This is a genomic window from Pseudomonas syringae pv. cilantro (assembly GCF_001293775.1).
Classification (GTDB): Bacteria; Pseudomonadota; Gammaproteobacteria; order Pseudomonadales; family Pseudomonadaceae; genus Aquipseudomonas; species Aquipseudomonas syringae_P.
In genome coordinates this window covers 290814-311812 of the sequence record NZ_LGLN01000033.1, presented here as the reverse complement: position 1 = coordinate 311812, position 20999 = coordinate 290814, and the positions used below count along the sequence as shown (strand labels likewise).

Below are 20999 nucleotides of genomic sequence, written 5' to 3'. Positions count from 1 at the left end.
ACTCAAAGCATGGCGAGGGGCTTTGAAGGCGATCACTTCTTGTCCCTGTAAAAAGCCTTTTCCAGTGCTTCATTGATCGTGCGCAACACCTTGACCCTCGCCCAGCGCTTGTCATTGGCTTCGATCAGGGTCCACGGCGCAATCTCGGTGCTGGTGCGATCCACCATGTCGCCGACGGCCTGACGATAGTCGGGCCATTTCTTGCGGTTGCGCCAGTCATCCTCGGTGATCTTGTAGCGTTTGAACGGGATCTTCTCGCGCTCTTGAAAACGCTCCAGTTGGGTCTGCTGATCAATCGCCAGCCAGAACTTGACGACCACCACGCCCGCCTCCGTGAGCTGCTCTTCGAAATCGTTGATTTCAGCGTAGGCGCGCTTCCAGTCGGACTCGCAACAAAAGCCCTCGACCCGCTCGACCAGCACCCGGCCGTACCACGAGCGGTCGAAGATGGTGAATTTGCCGCGTGCCGGTATCTGTCGCCAGAAGCGCCACAGATAAGGCTGCGCGCGCTCGTCCTGGGTTGGCGCAGCAATCGGCACGATGGCGTATTGTCGCGGGTCCAGCGCCGCTGCAACCCGACGGATCGCCCCGCCTTTGCCGGCCGCGTCATTGCCTTCGAACACCGCCAGCAGCGCATGATGCTTCATGCGCTTGTCACGCATGTTGCCCGCCAGCCGCGCCTGCTCGGTAATCAGTTGCTGCTGGTAGTCATCCTTGCTCAATTGCAGGCTCAGGTCGAGACTGTCCAGCAACGTGCGTTCATCGCTGTGGATTGCCAGCGGCCCGACGGTCAGCGCGCTGGGCTCGGGTTCAGCCTTGTCAAGCGCGGCCTGCATGCCCTCCAGCAACAGGCGACCGACTGTCAGGCTGCGATAGTTGGCGTCCACGCCTTCGATCACATGCCAAGGCGCGTACTCGCGGCTGGTGCGACGCAGCACCCGCTCGCCGAAGCGCACGAACTTGTCGTAGGTCTTGGATTGCTGCCAGTCCAGCGGGCTGATCCGCCAGCTGTGCAGCGGGTCATCCTTGAGGGTCTTGAGGCGCAGCTTCATCTGTTTTTTGGACAGGTGGAACCAGAATTTGAAGATCAGCGCGCCTTCGTCACAAAGCATTTTTTCCAGACGCTCCGCGCCGCTGATGGCCTGATCGAGCACCGCATCCTTGTAACGACCGTGCACGCGATCCTGAAGCATCTGGCTATACCAGTTACCGAAGAAAATCCCCATGCGCCCCTTGGCAGGCAGTTGTCGCCAGTAACGCCAGGCCGGCGGGTGCGCCAGCTCTTCGTCGGTTTGCTGGTCGAAGGTGCGCACTTCTATCAGGCGCGGGTCCATCCATTCGCTGAGCAGTTTGACCGTCTCGCCCTTGCCCGCACCTTCGATGCCGTTGATCAGCACGATGATCTGTCGCCCCGCCTGCTCGTGCAGGTCGATCTGTGCCTCCAGCAGCGCTTCACGCAGGTCGGGCAAGGCTGCCTCGTAAGTGTCATCGTCAATGGCATGACCGATTTCAGCAGATTCAAACATGCACAGCTCCTGATTGATGTGGGCTCGGAGAACGCCTGATGCAGAGTGTGACCATTGATGACGGGCATCGGTCAATCCGCACATCCTTGATAGCACTTTTATCTGCGCAGACGGCTAAAATGCGCCCACTGCCTTTGCTGAGCCTGACATGACTATGACCCGCCACGCCCGGATCGACTGGGACGAACAAGGCAATCCGCGTTCCCGCGACTTTTCCGACGTGTACTTTTCCACCGAGTCCGGTCTGGATGAGACGCGCCATGTGTTTCTGGTGCAGAACGACTTGCGTCGGCGCTTCACCGAACTGCCGGTCGGCGGGCGACTGATCATTGGCGAGACGGGGTTTGGCACCGGGCTGAATTTTCTGTGTGCCTGGCAGTTGTTCGATGAGTGCGCCCCGGCAGGTGCGCGCCTGCATTTCGTCAGCGTCGAAAAATACCCGTTGAGCCGCGCCGATCTGCAACGAGCCCTTGGCCTGTGGCCGGAGCTGTCGACGTTCGCCCGACAACTGCTCGATCAGTACGTGGCGATACATGAAGGCTTTCAGCGTCTGCTGTTCGATGACGGCCGGGTCAGCCTGACGCTGTTGGTCGGCGATGCCTTGCAGCTGCTGCCGCAGCTCGACGGACCGATTGATGCATGGTTTCTCGACGGCTTCGCTCCGGCGAAAAACCCGGAAATGTGGACCCCGGAACTGTTTGCCGAACTGGCGCGGCTGTCCACACCGAGCACCACGATTGGCACCTTCACCAGCACCGGCTGGGTAAGGCGTTCGCTGAATGCAGCAGGTTTCAAGATGAAGCGGGTGCCGGGCATCGGCCATAAATGGGAGGTGCTGCGCGGTGCTTTTATCGGGTGGCCAGAGGGCGTCGCATCGGCACCTGCGGCCAAACCCTGGTTCGCCCGCCCGACCCCGCGTGCAGGCGAGCGCAAAGCGCTGGTGATTGGCGCCGGGCTGGCAGGATGCGCGACGGCGCAGAGTCTCGCGCAGCGGGGCTGGCACGTCAGCCTGCTGGAGCGTCATGCGGCACCGGCGCAGGAGGCGTCGGGCAATCCGCAGGGCGTGCTGTACCTGAAGCTGTCGGCGCATGGCACCGCGTTGTCGCAGTTGATCCTCAGTGGGTTTGGTCACACACGCAGGCTGCTTGAACGCTTGCAGCGTGGCGTCGACTGGGACGCTTGCGGCGTGCTGCAACTGACCTTCGACGACAAGGAAGCGCTGCGTCAGCAGCAACTGGCCGAGGCTTTCCCTGAATCGCTGCTGCACCTGTTGGACCAACCTGCAGCCGAGTTGCAGAGCGGCATCGCGCTGAGCAGCGGCGGGCTGTTTTACCCCGAAGGCGGCTGGGTGCATCCGCCCGCCTTGTGTCACGCGCAGATCGAGCATCCGAATATCCGCCTGATCACCCGTCACCAGGCGCTTGAGCTGCGGCGTATCGATGATCAGTGGCAGGTTTGGGGTGACGCGCAACTGATCGACAGCGCGCCTGTTGTGGTGCTGGCCGGGGCGGCGGATATCAAGCAGTTTTCGCAGAGCGCAGACTTGCCGCTCAAGCGCATTCGCGGACAGATCACGCGCTTGGCGCAGACTCAGGCCAGTACCGCGTTGCGCACCGTGGTGTGCGCTGAAGGCTATGTCGCACCGGCGCGTCTGGGCGAGCATACGCTGGGCGCCAGCTTTGATTTCAACAGCACTGATCTGACCCCGAACCTGGCCGATCACCTGGACAACCTGGGATTGTTGCGAGAGATTTCGCAAGACCTCACCGCACGCCTGGAGGCCGCCGTCCTGCCGCCCGAGCAGTTAAAAGGGCGTGCGGCGTTTCGCTGCACCAGCCCGGATTATTTGCCTATCGTTGGCCCGTTGGCAGACCGCGAGGCGTTCGTTCAGGCCTATGCCGCGCTGGGCAAGGATGCGCGTCAGGTGCCGGACATTGCCTGCCCGTGGCTGGATGGCCTGTACGTCAACAGCGGTCATGGCTCACGCGGTCTGATCACCGCCCCGCTGTCCGCAGAGCTGATCGCCGCCTGGCTCGACAACGAACCGCTGCCCTTGCCACGCAGCGTCGCCGAGGCGTGTCATCCCAATCGCTTTGCCCTGCGCGGGCTGATTCGGGGTGGCGGGAAGTAGCGTCTGGGTCTCGTGCCAATGCGAATCTTTACAGACAAGCTCTGAAGAGCCCAAAAACGGGGCTCAAACCATGATAGTTATCGTCCCCACGCTCCGCGTGACATGCATTTCGTGACGCTCCGTGTCACACAGCGGCTCTGCGATGTCAGTGATGTTTGTTTATGGCTCAAGGCACCTTTTCGCCCCTCGGCGAGTGACTTTNGCTCGGCGTCCTGCCTCGCCCCGGATCAGCGCCAGGACTCAGCCGTCACTTACGTCGCAATCGGCGTTGTCAGTGCCATCGCGACAAAAAAGCGCTTTCGCCTATGTGCAGTGACTACGGGCAAGGCTTGACGTTGTGTTTGCGGCACAGATGTGACGCAGGGCGTCACGAGATGGCATGACGACGGGGAGCGTCGTACGATAGCGGGCATCTACCCGCGACGCGCACGCGCTCAGGCGCTACTCTTTGAACTCAGTCAGGAATGTAGAGCCGCTCATGCTGCAAGTGCGAAACGTATTCAAGCGCTACACCACGGTCCAGGGTCCGCTGACTGTTCTGAGCGGTGTCGATCTGCAATTGGCGCAGGGTGAGAGCCTGGCGCTGATGGGGGAATCAGGCAGCGGCAAGAGTACGTTGTTGCACCTGATCGCGGGCCTTGATCAGGTTGATGAAGGCAGTATCGAGGTCGCGGGCCAGCGTCTGGACCTTATGAATGAAAGCCAGCTGGCTAACTGGCGGCGCACCGAAATCGGTCTGGTGTTTCAGCAGTTCAACCTGATCGGCAGTCTGAAAATAGCTGACAATCTGGCGTTCCAGGCACGACTGGCCGGGCGATTCGACGCCGCCTGGCAGGCACACTTGATCGAGCGGCTGGGCCTGGGGGCTTTGCTGGATCGCTACCCCGAGCAACTGTCCGGCGGTCAGCAGCAGCGCGTTGCGATAGGTCGCGCCCTGGCCTCACGTCCCGGTCTGTTGCTGACCGACGAGCCTACCGGCAATCTTGACGAAGCCACTAGTGGCGAAGTGTTGCAGCTGTTGCTGGACCTGCTTGGCGACAGCACCACGAGCCTGCTGATGGTCACCCACAGCCCGAGGGTTGCCGAACGCTTGTCGCGCCAGGTGATACTGCAACATGGGCGACTGGCCAGCGAAGGCGAGCGCTGATATGCGCGTCTTTTACTGGACCTTGCGCGCATTGCTGAGCCACTGGCGACGTCATCCCGTGCAGTTTTTCAGCGTGCTGACCGGTCTGTGGCTGGCCACTGCGCTGCTGACCGGCGTGCAGGCGCTCAACAGTCAGGCGCGAGAAAGCTACCAGCGTGCCAGCCAGTTGATTGGCGGCGAGCCGCAGACCAGCATTTCGGCCAACAGCGGCGGGCTGTTTTCTCAGGACCTGTTCATCGAACTGCGCCGCAACGGCTGGCCTGTGTCGCCCATGTTGCAAGGGCGCATCGTGCTCAAAGGGCTGGAAGATCGTCGCCTGCAACTGATGGGCATCGAGCCGGTAACGTTGCCGACAGGCTCGGCACTGGCCGGACAAACCCTGGACTCCGATCAGGTTGTTGACTTCCTCACACCGCCGGGCATGACCTGGATCGCGCCGCAGACCCTGCAAGCGCTGGGGCTCGAGGAAGGCCAGCAACCGCTGACCGAAACCGGTGCCCCGCTGCCCCCCTTGTACGCCAAACCCGACATGGCGCCCGGCGTACTACTGACCGACATTGGCTTCGCGCAAGCGCTGCTCGACCAGCCGGGTCAGTTGTCCCGAATGCTGGTGCCCAAGGATTTCGCGCAGCAGAGCCCGGCATTGCCACCAGCGCTGAATAACCTGCTGGTCATCAAGAAAAGTGGCGAAGAGAACAACCTGGAACGCCTGACCGAAAGCTTTCACCTGAATCTGAATGCGCTCGGGGTGCTGTCATTTATCGTCGGGCTGTTCATCGTCCACGCGGCCATTGGTCTGGCACTGGAGCAGCGCCGCGGCTTGCTGCGCAATCTTCGCGCCTGCGGGGTCAGCGCCCGTTTGCTGATAACAGCGCTGAGCGTAGAGCTGGGCGCACTCGCACTGTTGGGCGGTGTTTTCGGCGTGGTCAGCGGCTACTTTCTGGCCAGCCTGCTGCTGCCAGACATCGCGGCCAGTCTGCGAGGACTGTATGGCGCCGAGGTCGCCGGCCAGCTGAATCTGAGTCTGTGGTGGTGGTTGAGCGGGATTGGCCTGAGTCTGTTTGGCGCACTACTGGCGGGTGCGAACAGCCTGTTGCGTGCGGCACGCTTGCCCTTGCTGGCGTTGGCCGATGCGCAAGCGTGGCAACAGGCCCATGCGCGCTGGCTGCGACGGCAGGCCTGGGTGGCCGCGACCGGTGCGCTGGTTGCCGCGGCGGCCTTGCTGTTCGGCAACACGCTGATGCTGGGTTTTGTGATGATGTCTGCTCTGTTGCTCAGTGCAGCGCTGGGCCTTCCGGTATTGCTGGATGCCATGCTCGGCGGCCTGCTCAAGCGCAGTCGTTCGGTGCTGGGCCAGTGGTTTTTCGCCGATTGCCGTCAACAGTTGCCAGCCTTGAGCCTGGCGCTTATGGCATTGCTACTGGCGATGACTGCCAATATTGGCGCAGGCAGTATGACCTCGGGATTTCGTGAAACCTTCAACAGTTGGCTGGAGCAACGCCTGACCGCCGAACTGTATGTCAGCCCGCAAGACCCGGCGCAGGCCGAGCCATTGCAAACCTGGCTGAACCAGCAACCGGAGGTCAGCGCAGTGCTGCCCAACTGGCAGGTGCCGGTGCAAATTCAGGGCTGGCCTGCCGATCTGTATGGCGTGATAGATCACAGCACCTATCGCCAGCACTGGGAACTACTTGAATCGGTCGCCGGCGATCCGTGGAATCTGTTGCGCGATGAAGACACCGTGATGCTTAGCGAACAACTGGCGCGCCGCCTTGTTCTGGGGCTGGACGATATGCTGAACATTCCGGTGCCCAACGGCACGTGGGTGGTGCGTATCGTCGGGATCTATGCTGATTATGGCAATCCCAAAGGCCATCTGTTGGTCAACTCGAATCACCTGCTGGCCCACTGGCCGCATCTGACGCCGGTCCGTTTCAACCTGAGAATGGATCAGGCGGCAACCACACCCTTGGCAGCCGGACTGCAAGACCGCTTCAAGCTGGACGACAATCACATCATCGATCAGAGCCAACTCAAGCGCTGGTCAAGCCAGGTCTTCGAGCGCACGTTTGCCGCCACCGCGGCACTCAACAGCCTGACCCTGGGCGTGGCCGGTGTGGCACTGTTCATCAGCCTGCTGACCCAAAGCCAGAGCCGGCTCGGACAACTGGCCCCGTTGTGGGCGCTCGGTGTGACGCGACGGCAACTGATGCTGTTGAATCTGGGACAGACCTGGCTGCTGGCGGTGCTGACGCTGGTCCTCGCGCTGCCGCTGGGCGTGATACTGGCGTGGTGTCTCAATGCGGTGATCAACGTTCGGGCCTTCGGCTGGCGGCTGCCGTTACAGGTGTTTCCGTTGCAATTGCTGCAACTCATGTCGCTGGCAATACTGGCGACCCTGCTGGCCTCGGCCTGGCCGCTGCTGAAGCTTTACCGCAGCCGCCCAGCGGATTTACTGAGGACCTTCGCCAGTGAACATTAAGTGGCTGATGCCGTTGGCTATCGCATTGCTGCTCGCGGCCTGCGATGACAAACCGCAGCCCGAAAGCGGTTTCGCCGGGCTGGGCAATGCCGCCGACGCCTACACGCAGGTCACGCCAGGCAAGGTCTTTTCATTTCCCGAGGATCACGGCCAGCACCCCGGCTTTCGCATCGAATGGTGGTACATCACCGCCACCTTGAAAGATGACACCGGCCAGCCCTTCGGTGTGCAATGGACCCTGTTCCGCAGCGCCCTGCGACCTGGCCCACAGCCAGGCAGCGGCTGGAACGAAGGCACGATCTGGCTGGGCCATGCGGCAGCCACGTCCAGCAGCGGGCACTACGTGGCCGAGCGTTATGCTCGGGGGGGAATCGGCCAGGCGAACGTCACACTGGCCCCCTTCTCGGCCTGGATCGACGATTGGGCATTCACCAGTGACGCGCAAAACAGTGACCCGCTTGCCAGCATGCAGTTGCAAGCCAGCGGCAAGGATTTCCGTTACGACCTGCACCTCACCTCCACTAAACCGCTGGTGCTGCAAGGCGAACAGGGCTACAGCCAGAAATCCGAGGCGGGCCAGGCCTCCTATTACTACAGCCAGCCGTTCTTCGACGCCAAAGGCAGTGTCGTCATCGAGGGCAAAACCCATCAGGTCACCGGCAAAGCGTGGCTGGACCGGGAGTGGAGCAGTCAGCCACTGACCGCCAACCAGAGCGGCTGGGACTGGTTCTCCCTGCAACTGGCAAACGGCGAGCGCCTGATGCTCTACCGCATCCGCTACAAGAACGGCGCGCCCTACCTGACCGGCAACTGGATCAGCGCCGATGGTAAGACCACATTGCTGCACGCCAGCGAGATCAGCCTGGAACCGTTGAACGAAACCTCGATCGGCGACCATAAGCTCCCCACCCGCTGGGCGATCAGAGTTCCCGGCAGGAAACTCGACATTACAACTGAAGCGCTGAACCCGAAAGCCTGGATGAGCATGAGTATTCCCTACTGGGAAGGCCCGGTGAGGTTCAGCGGGAGCCAGGAGGGGGTCGGGTATCTGGAGATGACGGGGTATTGATTACCTCAACTGCCGTCACGCTCGACCGAGCTTTTCCAGCGCAGCATCAGCCAGGAAGGTCGAGCGACTTTTGATGCTGTGATCCCTTACGTAGCGGTCGATCTGTCTGATCACAAAGCCAGGCAAGGTGACGTTGACCTTTTCCGTCTTACCTAGATAAGGCGTTACATCGATTTCCAGCATGCCCCAGCCCATTCCAGAAAAATCAGGGTTTTTGGCATGCTCGGCAACGGTCCCGACTTTCGGAATAGACCCGCCACTGGCTGCAATCTCCTGCAGCATGATATGAGCGATCTCAACGGCTGCCGCATGAGCCTCCTCAAAGGTATCGCCTGCGGTGATAGCACCAGGTATGTCCGGTATCTGAATTCCGAACGCTGTGGTCTCATCGCCCCACTCTATGCATATTGGATATTTCATTTTTTCTCCGAAAAGGTTGCAAGATAAAGGCTGAACTAAGCCATTCCGGCAAGCTTTCTGATGGCCTTCACTGTTCCAAGCGGCAAGTCTTTCTTGGGGTGCGGCACCGGAACTGTTTGAGACTTTTCTGGGTGTTTGAACATATGGTGACTGCCGGTGACACGATCAAGAACCCAACCATCTGCTTCAAGCTCCTTTATCAATTGCCTGCTTTGCACCTCCACCTCCTTGCCAATCGATACAAAAATATAACCCTGGGCGCATATTAAAACAATGCAGAAAAGTGTTCCCAGGGTTATGTTTTTTATTCCGTTACACCACGCTTCACGAAAACCCATGCGTGTTCCTTCCCGCTAGGTGTCGGGCCAGCTGATGCAAACTCGACAACTGTATTTGCTTGCTTATAACTTTTTGATCTAAAACTACCCCGCCCTCACTGGGTCAGTTTCTGGGTGACTGCACTTTCTCAGTCACCTCCCCAACGGAAACCCGGTAAGGACTTATGTGCGGATTAGCAGGTGAACTTCGTTTCGACCATCAACCAGCGGACCTTGCCGCGGTTGAGCGTATTACCCATGAGCTGGCGCCTCGCGGCCCGGATGCGTGGGGGTTTCACAGCCAGGGGCCGATTGCCCTTGGGCATCGCCGCCTGAAAATCATGGACCTGTCGGATGGCTCGGCGCAGCCGATGATCGACAGCAACCTCGGCCTGTCTCTGGCCTTCAACGGTGCTATTTATAACTTTCCGGAATTGCGTGCCGAGTTGGAAAGCCTTGGCTATCAGTTCCACTCCGGCGGCGACACTGAAGTGTTGCTCAAGGGCTATCACGCGTGGGGCGCGGACATGCTGCCCAAGCTCAATGGCATGTTCGCTTTTGCCATCTGGGAGCGCGACAGCAAGCAGCTGTTCATTGCCCGTGATCGCCTTGGCGTCAAGCCGCTGTACCTGTCGAAGACCGACAAACGCCTGCGCTTCGCGTCTTCGCTGCCTGCCCTGCTCAAGGGTGGTGATATCAGCGGGATGCTCGATCCGGTGGCGCTCAATCATTACCTCAACTTCCATGCCGTGGTGCCAGCACCGCGCACACTGCTGGCCGGTGTCGAGAAGCTGCCGCCTGCCAGCTGGATGCGTATCGACGGCAGCGGCAAGGTCGAGCAGAAAGTCTGGTGGACCCTGCCTTATGGCCCGCATGAAGACGAGAAAAACCTGACCCTCGAAGACTGGCGCGACCGCGTGCTGGACAGCACCCGCGAAGCGGTGGCGATCCGTCAGCGTGCCGCCGTGGACGTCGGCGTGCTGCTTTCCGGCGGTGTCGATTCGAGCATGCTGGTCGGCCTGCTACGCGAAGTGGGTGTCGAGGACCTGTCAACCTTCTCCATCGGCTTCCAGGATGCTGGCGGCGAGCGTGGCGACGAATTCCAGTACTCGGACCTGATCGCCAAGCATTACGGCACGCGTCACCATCAGTTGCGCATTCAAGAAAACGAGATCATCGAGCAGTTGCCTGCGGCGTTCCGCGCCATGAGCGAACCGATGGTCAGCCATGACTGCATCGCCTTCTATCTGTTGTCGCGCGAAGTGGCCAAGCACTGCAAGGTCGTGCAGAGCGGCCAGGGCGCTGACGAGCTGTTTGCCGGTTATCACTGGTACCCGCAAGTCGATGGCGCCAGCGACCCGGTTGCCGCTTATCGCGATGCCTTCGTGGACCGCAGCTACGCCGAATACGCCGACACCGTTCAGCCTAAATGGCGCACTGCCAATGACGCCGCCGGTGACTTCGTTCGCGATCATTTCGCCCAGCCGGGTGCCAGCGCAGCGGTCGACAAAGCCTTGCGTCTGGACAGCACGGTGATGCTGGTCGATGACCCGGTCAAACGTGTCGACAACATGACCATGGCCTGGGGGCTGGAAGCGCGCACGCCGTTTCTCGACTATCGTCTGGTCGAGCTGTCTGCGCGGATTCCCGGCAAGTTCAAACTGCCCGATGGCGGCAAGCAGGTATTGAAAGAAGCGGCGCGTCTGGTCATCCCGTCAGAAGTGATCGACCGCAAAAAAGGCTACTTCCCGGTGCCCGGCCTCAAGCACTTGCAGGGCGACACCCTTAACTGGGTACGCGAGCTGCTGACCGATCCGAGCCAGGACCGTGGTCTGTTCAACCCGACCATGGTCGACAAACTGCTGACCAACCCCGAGGGCCAGCTTACGCCACTGCGTGGCTCCAAGTTGTGGCAGTTGGCAGCGCTGAACCTGTGGCTCAGCGAACAAGGACTGTGATTGATGAAACAGAACGCGACGACTTATAGCCAACGCCTGTTGCGCGGACAGTCGCCCTCGTATGAACGTCTGCAAGCGCGCCTCGCCGAAGATGGCAGCCAGATCGATGCAGAGCCTCTGGCCCTGCATTGTGGCTGGGGGCGCCTGCTGATCGGTCACACCTATCCTGATCCGGCAGCACTGGCGCAGGACCTGCTCAACGAGAAAGCTGGCGAACGCGACATTGCCTTGTACGTGGCCGCGCCACAGCAGGTGCTGGCGCAAGCGCCGCAACAGTTGTTTCTCGACCCGTCGGACACGTTGCGTTTGTGGTTCAGCGACTACCGCCCGGCGCAACGCGTGTTCCGTGGCTATCGCATCCGTCGGGCGCACACCGAAACCGACTGGCAGGCCATCAACAACCTGTACCTGGCGCGCGGCATGCTGCCTATCGACCCTGCCTTGTTGACCCCGCGTCATCAGGGTGGCCCGGTGTACTGGGTGGCCGAGGACGAAGGCAGCAATACGATCATCGGCAGCGTCATGGGGCTGAACCATCAAAAAGCCTTCAACGACCCGGAAAAAGGCAGCAGCCTGTGGTGCCTCGCGGTGGACCCGCAATGCACCCGGCCTGGTGTCGGCGAAGTGCTGGTGCGTCATTTGATCGAGCATTTCATGAGTCGCGGTCTGAGTTACCTCGATCTGTCGGTGCTGCATGACAACGAGCAGGCCAAGGCGCTGTACGCCAAACTGAATTTTCGCAACTTGCCGACCTTCGCCATCAAGCGCAAGAACGGCATCAACGAATCACTGTTTCTCGGCCCGGGCCCGCAGGCGGACTTCAATCCCTATGCGCGCATCATCGTCGAAGAAGCGCATCGTCGCGGTATCGACGTGCAGGTAGACGATGCAGATGCCGGGCTATTCACACTCTGCTATGGCGGCCGCCGCATTCGTTGCCGGGAATCGCTGAGTGACCTGACCAGCGCGGTCAGCATGACCCTGTGCCAGGACAAAAGCCTGACTCATCGCGCGTTGAAAGCGGCCGGGCTGCGTCTGCCTGCGCAACAGCGAGCGGCTGACGAAGCGGACAATCGTGCGTTTCTCGAAGAACACCAACGCGTGGTGGTCAAGCCGCTGGACGGCGAGCAAGGCCAGGGCGTCGCAGTTGACCTGCGCACGCCGGAAGATGTGCAAACAGCCATCGAGCAGGCGCGACAGTTCGACAGCCGGGTGATTCTGGAAAGCTTCCATGAAGGCCTGGACCTGCGCATCGTGGTGATCGGTTTTCAGGTGGTGGCCGCCGCGATACGTCGCCCGGCAGAAATCATTGGCGATGGCCGTCACACCATCAAGCAATTGATCGAAGCGCAGAGCCGTCGTCGTGCCGCTGCAACCGATGGCGAAAGCCGTATCCCGATGGATCAGGAAACCGAGCGCACGGTACGTGAAGCGGGTTACGACTTTGCCGACATTCTGCCGATGGACCAGCGTCTCGCCGTACGTCGCGCGGCCAATCTACACACCGGTGGTTGCCTGGAAGACGTCACCGCGATCCTGCATCCGGTGCTCAGTGATGCAGCGGTACGCGCCGCCCGAGCACTGGATATCCCGGTGGTCGGCCTGGACCTGATGGTGCCTGCCGCCGATCAGCCCGAGTATGTGTTCATTGAAGCCAATGAGCGCGTCGGGCTGGCCAACCATGAACCGCAACCCACTGCCGAACGCTTCGTCGATCTGCTGTTTCCGCACAGCCTGCCTGTGCATATCTGATCGCAGCTGCAAGTATCAGGCTGCAAGCGGGTGTTTCAACGCTTGCAGCCTGTGGCTTGCAACTGCTCCATAAGGAGCATTCATGACCCCTGCAACCATTCCCGATCCGGATCTGAAGTATCTGCAGAAAGTTCTGTTGGAAATGCTCGCGATCCCTAGCCCCACGGGCTTCACCGACACTATCGTGCGTTACGTGGCCGAACGTCTGGAAGAACTGGGCATCCCTTTCGAATTGACACGCCGCGGTACAATTCGCGCAACGCTCAAGGGCAAACAGAACAGTCCGGACCGCGCCGTCTCAGCACATCTGGACACCATTGGCGCCAGTGTTCGTGAAGTCAAAGACAATGGCCAACTGGCACTTGCGCCGGTCGGCTGCTGGTCGAGCCGCTTTGCCGAAGGCAGCCGGGTCAGCGTGTTCACTGACACAGGGGTGATCCGTGGCAGCGTGCTGCCGCTGATGGCGTCCGGCCACGCGTTCAACACCGCTGTGGATGAAATGCCGATCAGCTGGGACCACGTGGAGCTGCGTCTGGATGCTTATTGCACCACCCGTGCCGACTGTGAATCGCTGGGCATCGGCATTGGCGACTTCGTAGCCTTCGACCCGTTGCCGGAGTTCACCGAAAGCGGCCATATCAGCGCTCGCCACCTGGACGACAAAGCCGGTGTCGCAGCGCTGCTGGCGGCGCTCAAGTCGATTGTCGAAAGCGGCGCCGAGCCGTTGATCGACTGCCATCCGCTGTTCACCATCACCGAAGAAACCGGCACGGGTGCTGCGGGCGTGCTGCCATGGGACGTCAGCGAATTCGTCGGCATCGACATCGCGCCAGTCGCGCCGGGCCAGCACTCCAGCGAACATGCGGTCAGTGTGGCCATGCAGGATTCGGGCGGTCCTTACGACTATCACTTGTCCCGTCATTTGTTGCGTCTGGGCGTGGAAAACGAGTTGCCGGTGCGCCGCGACCTGTTCCGCTATTACTACAGCGATGCGCATTCTGCGGTAACGTCAGGGCACGATATTCGTACCGCCCTGCTGGCCTTCGGCTGCGACGCAACGCACGGTTACGAGCGCACTCACATCGACAGCCTGGCGGCGCTCAGCAAGCTGCTGGGGGCCTACATACTCAGCCCGCCCGTGTTCGCCAGCGATGCCAAGCCGGCGCAAACGTCACTGGAGCGGTTCAGCCATCAGCTCGAACACGACGCGCAGATGGAATCCGATACCCGCGTGCCGCCGGTCGACAGCCTGATCGGGCAGAATCGCGAGGAGAGTTGAGGCCAGGGTCTGTTCCCAAAGACCTTGGGTGAATTGAATTGCGGTGCCTGGCACCGCAGTTCTATCATCGCCGCTCATCGACAAGAGAACCGCCATGCTCATCCCCTACGATCAACTGGAACCTGACACTCTCACCCGCCTGATCGAGGACTTTGTCACCCGCGAGGGCACTGACAATGGCGATGAAACGCCACTGCAAACCCGCGTGCTGCGCGTCAGGCATGCGCTGACCAAAGGCCAGGCGGTCATCTTTTTCGACCTTGAAAGCCAGCAATGCCAGTTGATGCTCAAGCATGATGTGCCCAAGGAATTCTTTGAATAAGCCCAGACTGAAACCGGCGTGCAGCCTATTGCGGTGGCATCGGCTCTTGCTGTGACAGCTTGTTGGCAATTCGCTTGTAGACCTCGGCACGATGAACCTTGATGTCTTTGGGCGCACTGATCCCGAGCCTGACCTGATTGCCGTTTATCCCCAGAATCTGCACGGTGATGTTGTCACCGATCGAAAACGTCTCGCCAATTTCCCGTATCAGTACCAGCATTGTCCTACTCTCTCGTTGCGCAAAAGAGGCAGGGTGCACGGCACATGCGGGGGCTTCAATGTGGTGATGGCAAATCAGTAACGTCCTTCAAGGTCATCGGAAAAGACCGAAGGAAAGATCTGACTTTATAGCCAGATCTGTAGGAAAACTCTGCGCGGCTGCGCTTTTTCTCAGGAAGCCGACCAGCGTGGCCCCAGCAGAATGATGGTCGCGCCAATAATGCAGAAAGCCAGACCCAGCCAGTCGCTGCCGAGCGGCCGGACCCTCTCGACCAGCCCCAGCCAGGCGATCGACGCCACGATGTAGATTCCGCCATACGCCGCGTAGGCACGCCCGGCATACGCCGCCTCCACACGCGTCAACAGCAAGGCGAACACAGTCAGGCTGATCAGCGCCGGAATGACCCACAGCGCACTTTTACCCTGACGCAGCCACAGCCAGAAGGCGTAGCAGCCAGCTATCTCGAACAGGGCGGCGAGGAAAAACCACAGGTAATTGAGCATGAAAGGTTCTCGGGGCAGAGCTGAACGGTGCGCGCAACCCTATCAGAAAACCGTGCGGTCATGACCGAGATGGCTCCGGGCATCTCAACCAAGGCCACTATCGTGCGACGCAGAGCGTCGCGAACTGCATTCCCACTTGTGGGATTGAGCCTGCTCACGAAAAGGCCATTGCAATCGTGCCCACACTCTGCATTCGGTGCTGGCGCCCTGCGTCAGGCATGCCCTTTCTGCGCCTTGGCGCGCATCTTTGCGCACATGACGGTCATCTCGTCGTACATCGCCTGCGGCTGTTTACGCTTCATGTCCCAGGCCATCCGGCCTTCTTCGTGGGGCAGGATCATGAACTCGCCTTCGGCAACCTGCCTGAAGATATGGTCGGCGATATCTGCGGCGCTGATCGGCGATTTCTCCAGCAGTCTGCCGATCTGCGCTTTCATCGCCGGGGTCGGACCGCGGAAGGAGTCCAGCAGATTGGTTTGAAAGAACGACGGGCAGACCACATGCACGCTTACCTCCTGATCGCTCAACTCCACCAGCAAGCTCTCCGAAAGCGCCACAACCCCGGCCTTGGCAACGTTGTAATTGCTCATGGCAGGCGCCTGCATCAGCGCGGCCATCGAAGCGATGTTGATGATCTTGCCCTTGCTGGCCAGCAGCATCGGCAAAAACGCTTTGCAGCCTTTGACCACGCCCATCAGGTTGATCGCGATCTGCCAGTCCCAGTCTTCCAGTGACAGCTCGTTGAAGAAACCACCCGACGCCACACCGGCATTGTTGACGATAACGTCGATGCCGCCGAAGCGCTCGTCGCAGGCCTGGGCGAACGCGGTGAGCTGGCTGTAATCGCGAACATCACAGCGCAGAACAAAACCGTCACCGCACGCCTCGCGCACCAGCCGGATGGTTTCCTGCAGACCGACATCGTTGACGTCTGACAAGGCCAGCCGCCATCCTTCGCGTGCCCAGCGCAGGGCGATTTCACGGCCCAGACCTGAGCCGGCGCCAGTAATCATGATGCGGTTTTGCATAGCCGAGTGCCTTGTGATGTGCAGGAATCGCCTGAGTGTAATCACAGTCGCGGCCTGAAAACCCCACCATCAGAGTGCTGAATGCCTAGAGCAAACCCGCAGCCTCATGAGCGCCGGACCCAAGCCCCATAGCGCACCAGCAGTACGCCATACGCCGCCACGTTGAGCACCACAACGACAGCGCCCAGCCAGAGCTGTATGTCCGGCGTCAGCCCTGCGGGATAAATCAGCGGAATCAGATAGTGCTCCACGAAACCGCCGTCATAGCCCTGCTCGCCAGCCTGGCTGCGCAGTGCGTTCTCAAGTGGCGTCAGCGGGCAGTACAGGTGCAGAAACTCGACCGCCGAGCCCCAGACAATGGCCGGAATATGCAGCAACGCCAACCAGGGCTTTCTCAGCACCAGAAGGCCGCCAAACAGCACGAACAGGATAAACACCAGATGGAACACGACTACCGCGTCCGCTGCCACTCGATACACCATCTGCCCACCCTTTAGCGGCTCATGTTAATGCGCGGGTTGTGCGCAATGCCGACGTTGAAAAAGACTGTTAGTTCAACGCCTTTTAAGACCATTTAGTTCCCTGAACGCCACTCTTCGCGCTGATTATTGTAGGACAAACTGACACTAAGCCACTGATTCAAAAGAATTTTAATATTTGTAAGCGTTTATTAAAAATCACGTCGAACCTTTTTCCCGCCTCAACAGTCGGATACGTCAAGCTGATCAATTACACACTCAGTGGTGTGAAAAGCTGAAAAGCATTCGTTATTTAACTGGACTTTAAAGAGGGAACTCACCATGGGCATCGGCACTATTCTTATCATCGTTCTGATTCTGCTGCTGGTCGGCGGTCTGCCAGTATTCCCGCACTCGCGCAGCTGGGGCTACGGTCCGTCGGGTATCATCGGTACGATCCTGGTGATCCTGCTGATTCTGGTGTTGCTCGGCAAGATATAACCTGCCGACTTCAACGCAGTCGTCACAGAAACCCCGCTTTCCCAAGCGGGGTTTTTTAGTGTCATGAAAAAGCAGTGCCCGGCAAAATCGCACTCATAAAAAAGCAGCCCGCAGGCTGCTTCGTTCATGACACCTGCTGCTTAGTGCGAAACTGCACCGCTGGCACCCAGCCCCGTCTGTGACCGGACGAACTGCGGGTAGAACAAGGCGCGCTCGCCTTCCGCCGCTTTCGACTTGTCGGTGATGGAGAAGAACCAGATACCCACGAATGCGATGGCGATAGAGAACAGCGCCGGGTATTCGTAAGGGAAGATGGCTTTAGGGTTGTGCAGGATCTGCACCCAGATGGTCGGCCCCAGCACCATCAGAACCACGGCGCTGATCAGGCCCATCCAGCCTCCAATCATGGCACCGCGAGTGGTCAGGTTTTTCCAGTACATGGAAAGCAGCAGGATCGGGAAGTTGCAGCTGGCCGCAACCGAGAACGCCAGACCGACCATGAAGGCGATGTTCTGGCTTTCGAACGCGATACCCAACAGGATCGCCACGACGGCCAGCGCAATGGTGGTCATTTTCGAGATGCGAATCTCGTCTTTCTCATTGGCCTTGCCCGCCTTGATCACGCTGGCATAAAGGTCATGGGAAACCGCCGACGCGCCTGCCAGGGTCAAACCGGCAACTACCGCGAGGATAGTGGCGAAGGCCACCGCCGAAATGAAGCCCAGGAACAAGCTGCCACCCACCGCATCGGCAAGGTGAATCGCCGCCATGTTATTACCGCCCAGCAAGGCACCTGCTGCATCCTTGAACGCCGGGTTGGTGCTGACCAGCAGGATCGCGCCAAAACCGATGATGAAGGTCAGGATATAGAAGTAGCCGATGAAACCAGTGGCATACAGCACTGATTTACGCGCTTCCTTGGCATCGCTCACGGTGAAGAAGCGCATCAGGATGTGCGGCAGACCCGCAGTACCGAACATCAACGCCAGGCCCAGCGAGAACGCCGAAATCGGGTCTTTCACCAGACCGCCCGGGCTCATGATCGCCTCACCTTTAGGGTGAACCTTGATCGCCTCGGAGAACAGCATGTTGAAGTCGAAGTTGACGTGCTTCATGACCATCAGCGCCATGAACGACGCGCCGGACAGCAGCATCACCGCCTTGATGATCTGCACCCAGGTGGTCGCCAGCATGCCGCCGAACAGCACGTAAAGGCACATCAGGATACCGACCAGCACCACTGCAACGGTGTAGTCCAGACCAAACAGCAACTGGATCAGCTTGCCCGCGCCAACCATTTGCGCAATCAGATAAAACGCTACTACCACCAGCGAACCGCAGGCAGACAGTGTGCGAATCTCTTTTTGCTTGAGGCGGTACGACGCCACGTCGGCAAAGGTGTACTTACCCAGATTACGCAGGCGTTCGGCGATCAGGAACAGAATGATCGGCCAGCCCACCAGGAAGCCGATCGAATAGATCAGGCCGTCGTACCCGGAGGTGTAGACCAGCGCGGAGATCCCCAGAAACGACGCCGCCGACATGTAGTCGCCAGCAATCGCCAGACCATTCTGAAAGCCGGTGATCTTGCCACCCGCCGAGTAATAGTCCGATGCGGTCTTGTTCTTCTTCGAGGCCCAGTAAGTGATGTACAGCGTGAAAGCGACGAAGATCACGAACATGACGATCGCAGCAACGTTGAGGGGTTGTTTCTGTACTGCTCCCGTCAATGCATCTGCCGCCCAGAGGGTCGGAGCGAATGCGGCCAGGCCAAGTGCTGCGGATAGGCGCCGGATCATTGCTGAGCCTCCTTCAGGATCGCGTTGTTCAGGTCATCGAATTCGCCGTTTGCGCGGCGAACATAGATGGCGGTGAGCACGAACGCTGAAAGGATCAGCCCTACGCCTATCGGCATCCCCCAGGTAATGGTCGATGTGGGGCTCAGTTTGGCACCCAGAATATGGGGCCCGTAAGCAATCAAAAGAATAAAGGCTGCATACAGCCCAAGCATGATCGCCGAGAGAATCCAGGCGAAACGCTCTCTTTTGGATACCAGCTCCTTGAAACGGGGGCTGTTTTGAATCGAGAGGTAAATGCTGTCGTTCATTGTTTTTGTCCTCGCAGCACAGATGAGATGTCACGTAACGCACTTTAGTCGGGTCCGGCGCGCACTCCAGACGACCTTAGTATTAGAACGACATTAGCCTGCGATCCCACTCCACGCACGGCTACAACGCACCGCCAGTCGGTCGCACGCAAAACCGGCTGTCCCAGAACCGCAAAAGGCCGTCTGGCGATAACACCAGACGGCCTTGGGAAGCTCGTTGCAGAGCGTTTCGAAATTATTTAGCAGTCCATTCAGCGACCCGATCCGGGTGTTTGGCGACCCAATCCCTGGCGGCGGCTTCAGGCTTTGCGCCGTCCTGGATGGCCAGCATCACCTCGCCAATTTCATCCTTGGAGGCCCACTGGAATTTTTTCAGGAAGGCTACGACGTCCGGGGCTTTTTTCTCCAGATTCAGGCTGCCGACGTTATCGACCGTTTCAGCAGCGCCATAGACCCCTTTGGGATCGTCCAGAAAACGCAACTTCCACTTGGCGAACATCCAGTGCGGCACCCAGCCGGTGACAACGATGGCTTTCTGCGCTTTCTCGGCACGCGTCAGCTCGGCAATCATGCCCGCACCGGAACTGGCCTGCAGTTTGTAACCGTCCAGCCCGTAGTCCTTGATCGCCTGATCGGTCTTGAGCATCACACCCGAGCCGGCATCGATACCGGTAATCTTTTTATTGAAGGAGGTATCGGTCTTGAGGTCTTCGATACTTTTGGCTTTCACGTATTCAGGCACGATCAGACCAATCCTGGCGTCCTTGAAGTTGGGCCCGTAGTTGACGACCTGATCCTTGTACTTGGCGTAATATTCGCCGTGGGTGCCTGGAAGCCACGCAGACAGCATCAAGTCCAGCTTGTCGGTGGCCACCGCCTGCCACATGATCCCGGCCGCGACAGACTGCAACTTGACGTCATAGCCGAGCTTTTGTTTGATCACTTCCGAGGCCACGTGGGTAGTGGCGACACTGTCGGACCAGCCTTCTACGTAGCCAATGGTCAGGCTTTTGGTTTCAGCCAACGCCAGCGTGGAGCTGACAGCAAGTACCAGAGCGGCACCCGCCCCCAGTATTTTTCGCATCATCATCGTCACTTCCCCGGAGTCTGCGCCGACGGTTGTCGGACATGGTCAACGTTGTTTTCAAGACCGCACCCACGCTTGGCTCTCGTCGTCATACACACGTTTGCTTGTGATTCTGGCTGAAGGCCGTGGGAGAACTTGTTCGCGAAGGCTGTATTTCAGACGATGCATTTTCAGAGACTGTACCGGCCCTTTCGCGAACANCACGCCCTGCGGGCAGAAGCCTTCCCGGGCTCTCCGGGGCTGATGTATAACGCTGAGCGCCCAGTTTCGGGGCACGCTGCGCTTTGATTGCCGCCACGCGCAGTGACACGCAGCAAATTGCCACCGTCATCATCAACCTGCCGGGCAAGCGGGCATGCTCTGGCTACGACACTCGGGCAACGGGAAACGACAACAAGCAGTCATCAGCGACAATACCTGCATAAAAACGTCTGAGCCTGGCTGGTTTTATAAAAAGGAAACAGGATGTGTTACCGCCGACTCACATCCACCGACCCGAACGGGTAACACGGGAACAGTTTTTCCAGCGCAGCCCGCTCACTGCCATCCTCAGCACAGCTAAGCCATTGTTTTAAAAGGATTTGAAAAAGTTGGCACAGCTTCTGCTATCTCTCTTGTACAACAAAAACAAAAACGACGTAGCAACCCATAAAAACAAGACGTAACGGCTCTGACACTACAAGAACAACACG

The 20999-nt window shown here is 59.4% G+C and carries 19 protein-coding genes; 9 read left to right on the top strand and 10 right to left on the bottom strand.

Annotation, left to right across the window (positions count from 1 at the left end; genetic code table 11):
- Positions 1-32 precede the first annotated feature (32 nt).
- On the bottom strand, positions 33-1526 hold the full coding sequence (pap, locus tag ABJ99_RS08355) for a polyphosphate:AMP phosphotransferase (RefSeq protein ID WP_054085421.1): 1494 nt from the start codon (positions 1524-1526) through the stop codon (positions 33-35).
- Positions 1527-1674: 148 nt separating this feature from the next.
- Between pap and mnmC the strand changes: the two genes are divergently transcribed.
- From mnmC to ABJ99_RS08335, 4 genes are all read left to right on the top strand, one after another.
- Positions 1675-3657: a bifunctional tRNA (5-methylaminomethyl-2-thiouridine)(34)-methyltransferase MnmD/FAD-dependent 5-carboxymethylaminomethyl-2-thiouridine(34) oxidoreductase MnmC gene (mnmC, locus tag ABJ99_RS08350; protein ID WP_054085420.1), complete on the top strand. Its 1983-nt coding sequence runs from the start codon at positions 1675-1677 to the stop codon at positions 3655-3657.
- Between the two features lie 478 nt (positions 3658-4135).
- Positions 4136-4804: an ABC transporter ATP-binding protein gene (locus ABJ99_RS08345; RefSeq protein WP_054085419.1), complete on the top strand. Its 669-nt coding sequence runs from the start codon at positions 4136-4138 to the stop codon at positions 4802-4804.
- 1 nt (position 4805) lies between these two features.
- On the top strand, positions 4806-7286 hold the full coding sequence (locus tag ABJ99_RS08340) for an ABC transporter permease (protein ID WP_054085418.1): 2481 nt from the start codon (positions 4806-4808) through the stop codon (positions 7284-7286).
- Positions 7276-8355 (top strand): lipocalin-like domain-containing protein, encoded by a 1080-nt coding sequence (locus ABJ99_RS08335; RefSeq protein WP_054085417.1) that lies wholly within the window; start codon positions 7276-7278, stop codon positions 8353-8355. Before ABJ99_RS08340 ends, ABJ99_RS08335 begins: the two co-directional genes overlap by 11 nt.
- 15 nt (positions 8356-8370) lie before the next feature.
- On the opposite strand, the gene ABJ99_RS08330 is transcribed toward ABJ99_RS08335, so the two are convergent.
- Positions 8371-8775: a type II toxin-antitoxin system HicB family antitoxin gene (locus ABJ99_RS08330; protein WP_005767619.1), complete on the bottom strand. Its 405-nt coding sequence runs from the start codon at positions 8773-8775 to the stop codon at positions 8371-8373.
- 35 nt (positions 8776-8810) lie between these two features.
- Complete coding sequence (locus ABJ99_RS08325) at positions 8811-8993, bottom strand: type II toxin-antitoxin system HicA family toxin (RefSeq protein WP_054085779.1); 183 nt, start codon at positions 8991-8993, stop codon at positions 8811-8813.
- A gap of 284 nt (positions 8994-9277) precedes the next feature.
- On the opposite strand from ABJ99_RS08325, the gene ABJ99_RS08320 reads away from it, so the two are divergent.
- From ABJ99_RS08320 to ABJ99_RS08305, 4 genes are all read left to right on the top strand, one after another.
- Positions 9278-11050, top strand: coding sequence for an N-acetylglutaminylglutamine amidotransferase (locus ABJ99_RS08320; RefSeq protein ID WP_054085416.1), 1773 nt, complete (start codon positions 9278-9280; stop codon positions 11048-11050).
- 3 nt (positions 11051-11053) lie between these two features.
- Complete coding sequence (gene ngg / locus ABJ99_RS08315; protein ID WP_054085415.1) at positions 11054-12802, top strand: N-acetylglutaminylglutamine synthetase; 1749 nt, start codon at positions 11054-11056, stop codon at positions 12800-12802.
- Positions 12803-12884: 82 nt separating this feature from the next.
- Positions 12885-14081, top strand: coding sequence for an osmoprotectant NAGGN system M42 family peptidase (locus tag ABJ99_RS08310; protein WP_054085414.1), 1197 nt, complete (start codon positions 12885-12887; stop codon positions 14079-14081).
- Between the two features lie 94 nt (positions 14082-14175).
- Positions 14176-14403: a YheU family protein gene (locus ABJ99_RS08305; protein WP_003314533.1), complete on the top strand. Its 228-nt coding sequence runs from the start codon at positions 14176-14178 to the stop codon at positions 14401-14403.
- 25 nt (positions 14404-14428) lie between these two features.
- On the opposite strand, the gene csrA is transcribed toward ABJ99_RS08305, so the two are convergent.
- The 4 genes from csrA to ABJ99_RS08285 all read right to left on the bottom strand — a co-directional run bounded on the left by csrA (position 14429) and on the right by ABJ99_RS08285 (position 16636).
- Complete coding sequence (gene csrA, locus ABJ99_RS08300) at positions 14429-14623, bottom strand: carbon storage regulator CsrA (RefSeq protein ID WP_054085413.1); 195 nt, start codon at positions 14621-14623, stop codon at positions 14429-14431.
- Positions 14624-14793: 170 nt separating this feature from the next.
- On the bottom strand, positions 14794-15126 hold the full coding sequence (locus ABJ99_RS08295; protein WP_054085412.1) for a YnfA family protein: 333 nt from the start codon (positions 15124-15126) through the stop codon (positions 14794-14796).
- Positions 15127-15338: 212 nt separating this feature from the next.
- Positions 15339-16154 (bottom strand): SDR family oxidoreductase, encoded by an 816-nt coding sequence (locus ABJ99_RS08290; RefSeq protein WP_054085411.1) that lies wholly within the window; start codon positions 16152-16154, stop codon positions 15339-15341.
- Between the two features lie 104 nt (positions 16155-16258).
- Positions 16259-16636 carry a DUF2784 domain-containing protein gene (locus tag ABJ99_RS08285; protein ID WP_054085410.1) on the bottom strand — a complete coding sequence of 126 codons (378 nt, stop codon included), beginning with the start codon at positions 16634-16636 and terminating at the stop codon, positions 16259-16261.
- A 318-nt stretch (positions 16637-16954) separates the two neighbouring features.
- Between ABJ99_RS08285 and ABJ99_RS08280 the strand changes: the two genes are divergently transcribed.
- A complete protein-coding gene (locus tag ABJ99_RS08280) occupies positions 16955-17113 on the top strand; it encodes a DUF3309 family protein (RefSeq protein ID WP_002552554.1) in 159 nt (52 codons plus the stop codon).
- A gap of 140 nt (positions 17114-17253) precedes the next feature.
- Here ABJ99_RS08280 and ABJ99_RS08275 read toward each other — a convergent pair whose 3' ends face one another.
- The 3 genes from ABJ99_RS08275 to ABJ99_RS08265 form a co-directional block, all read right to left on the bottom strand.
- Complete coding sequence (locus ABJ99_RS08275; RefSeq protein ID WP_010202721.1) at positions 17254-18912, bottom strand: cation acetate symporter; 1659 nt, start codon at positions 18910-18912, stop codon at positions 17254-17256.
- Positions 18909-19220, bottom strand: a complete 312-nt coding sequence (locus tag ABJ99_RS08270) for a DUF485 domain-containing protein (RefSeq protein ID WP_002552552.1) — start codon at positions 19218-19220, stop codon at positions 18909-18911. The genes ABJ99_RS08275 and ABJ99_RS08270 overlap by 4 nt, the downstream gene beginning before the upstream one ends.
- Positions 19221-19455: 235 nt before the next feature.
- Positions 19456-20310, bottom strand: coding sequence for a glycine betaine ABC transporter substrate-binding protein (locus ABJ99_RS08265; protein ID WP_054085409.1), 855 nt, complete (start codon positions 20308-20310; stop codon positions 19456-19458).
- Between the last annotated feature and the right edge of the window lie 689 nt (positions 20311-20999).

Bases quoted from the DNA above. Each gene is read 5' to 3' on its own strand.
- pap (WP_054085421.1), bottom strand. From the start codon at position 1,526: ATGTTTGAATCTGCTGAAATCGGTCATGCCATTGACGATGACACTTAC.
- mnmC (WP_054085420.1), top strand. From the start codon at position 1,675: ATGACTATGACCCGCCACGCCCGGATCGACTGGGACGAACAAGGCAAT.
- ABJ99_RS08345 (WP_054085419.1), top strand. From the start codon at position 4,136: ATGCTGCAAGTGCGAAACGTATTCAAGCGCTACACCACGGTCCAGGGT.
- ABJ99_RS08340 (WP_054085418.1), top strand. From the start codon at position 4,806: ATGCGCGTCTTTTACTGGACCTTGCGCGCATTGCTGAGCCACTGGCGA.
- ABJ99_RS08330 (WP_005767619.1), bottom strand. From the start codon at position 8,775: ATGAAATATCCAATATGCATAGAGTGGGGCGATGAGACCACAGCGTTC.
- ABJ99_RS08320 (WP_054085416.1), top strand. From the start codon at position 9,278: ATGTGCGGATTAGCAGGTGAACTTCGTTTCGACCATCAACCAGCGGAC.
- ngg (WP_054085415.1), top strand. From the start codon at position 11,054: ATGAAACAGAACGCGACGACTTATAGCCAACGCCTGTTGCGCGGACAG.
- ABJ99_RS08310 (WP_054085414.1), top strand. From the start codon at position 12,885: ATGACCCCTGCAACCATTCCCGATCCGGATCTGAAGTATCTGCAGAAA.
- ABJ99_RS08305 (WP_003314533.1), top strand. From the start codon at position 14,176: ATGCTCATCCCCTACGATCAACTGGAACCTGACACTCTCACCCGCCTG.
- csrA (WP_054085413.1), bottom strand. From the start codon at position 14,623: ATGCTGGTACTGATACGGGAAATTGGCGAGACGTTTTCGATCGGTGAC.
- ABJ99_RS08295 (WP_054085412.1), bottom strand. From the start codon at position 15,126: ATGCTCAATTACCTGTGGTTTTTCCTCGCCGCCCTGTTCGAGATAGCT.
- ABJ99_RS08290 (WP_054085411.1), bottom strand. From the start codon at position 16,154: ATGCAAAACCGCATCATGATTACTGGCGCCGGCTCAGGTCTGGGCCGT.
- ABJ99_RS08285 (WP_054085410.1), bottom strand. From the start codon at position 16,636: ATGGTGTATCGAGTGGCAGCGGACGCGGTAGTCGTGTTCCATCTGGTG.
- ABJ99_RS08280 (WP_002552554.1), top strand. From the start codon at position 16,955: ATGGGCATCGGCACTATTCTTATCATCGTTCTGATTCTGCTGCTGGTC.
- ABJ99_RS08275 (WP_010202721.1), bottom strand. From the start codon at position 18,912: ATGATCCGGCGCCTATCCGCAGCACTTGGCCTGGCCGCATTCGCTCCG.
- ABJ99_RS08270 (WP_002552552.1), bottom strand. From the start codon at position 19,220: ATGAACGACAGCATTTACCTCTCGATTCAAAACAGCCCCCGTTTCAAG.
- ABJ99_RS08265 (WP_054085409.1), bottom strand. From the start codon at position 20,310: ATGATGATGCGAAAAATACTGGGGGCGGGTGCCGCTCTGGTACTTGCT.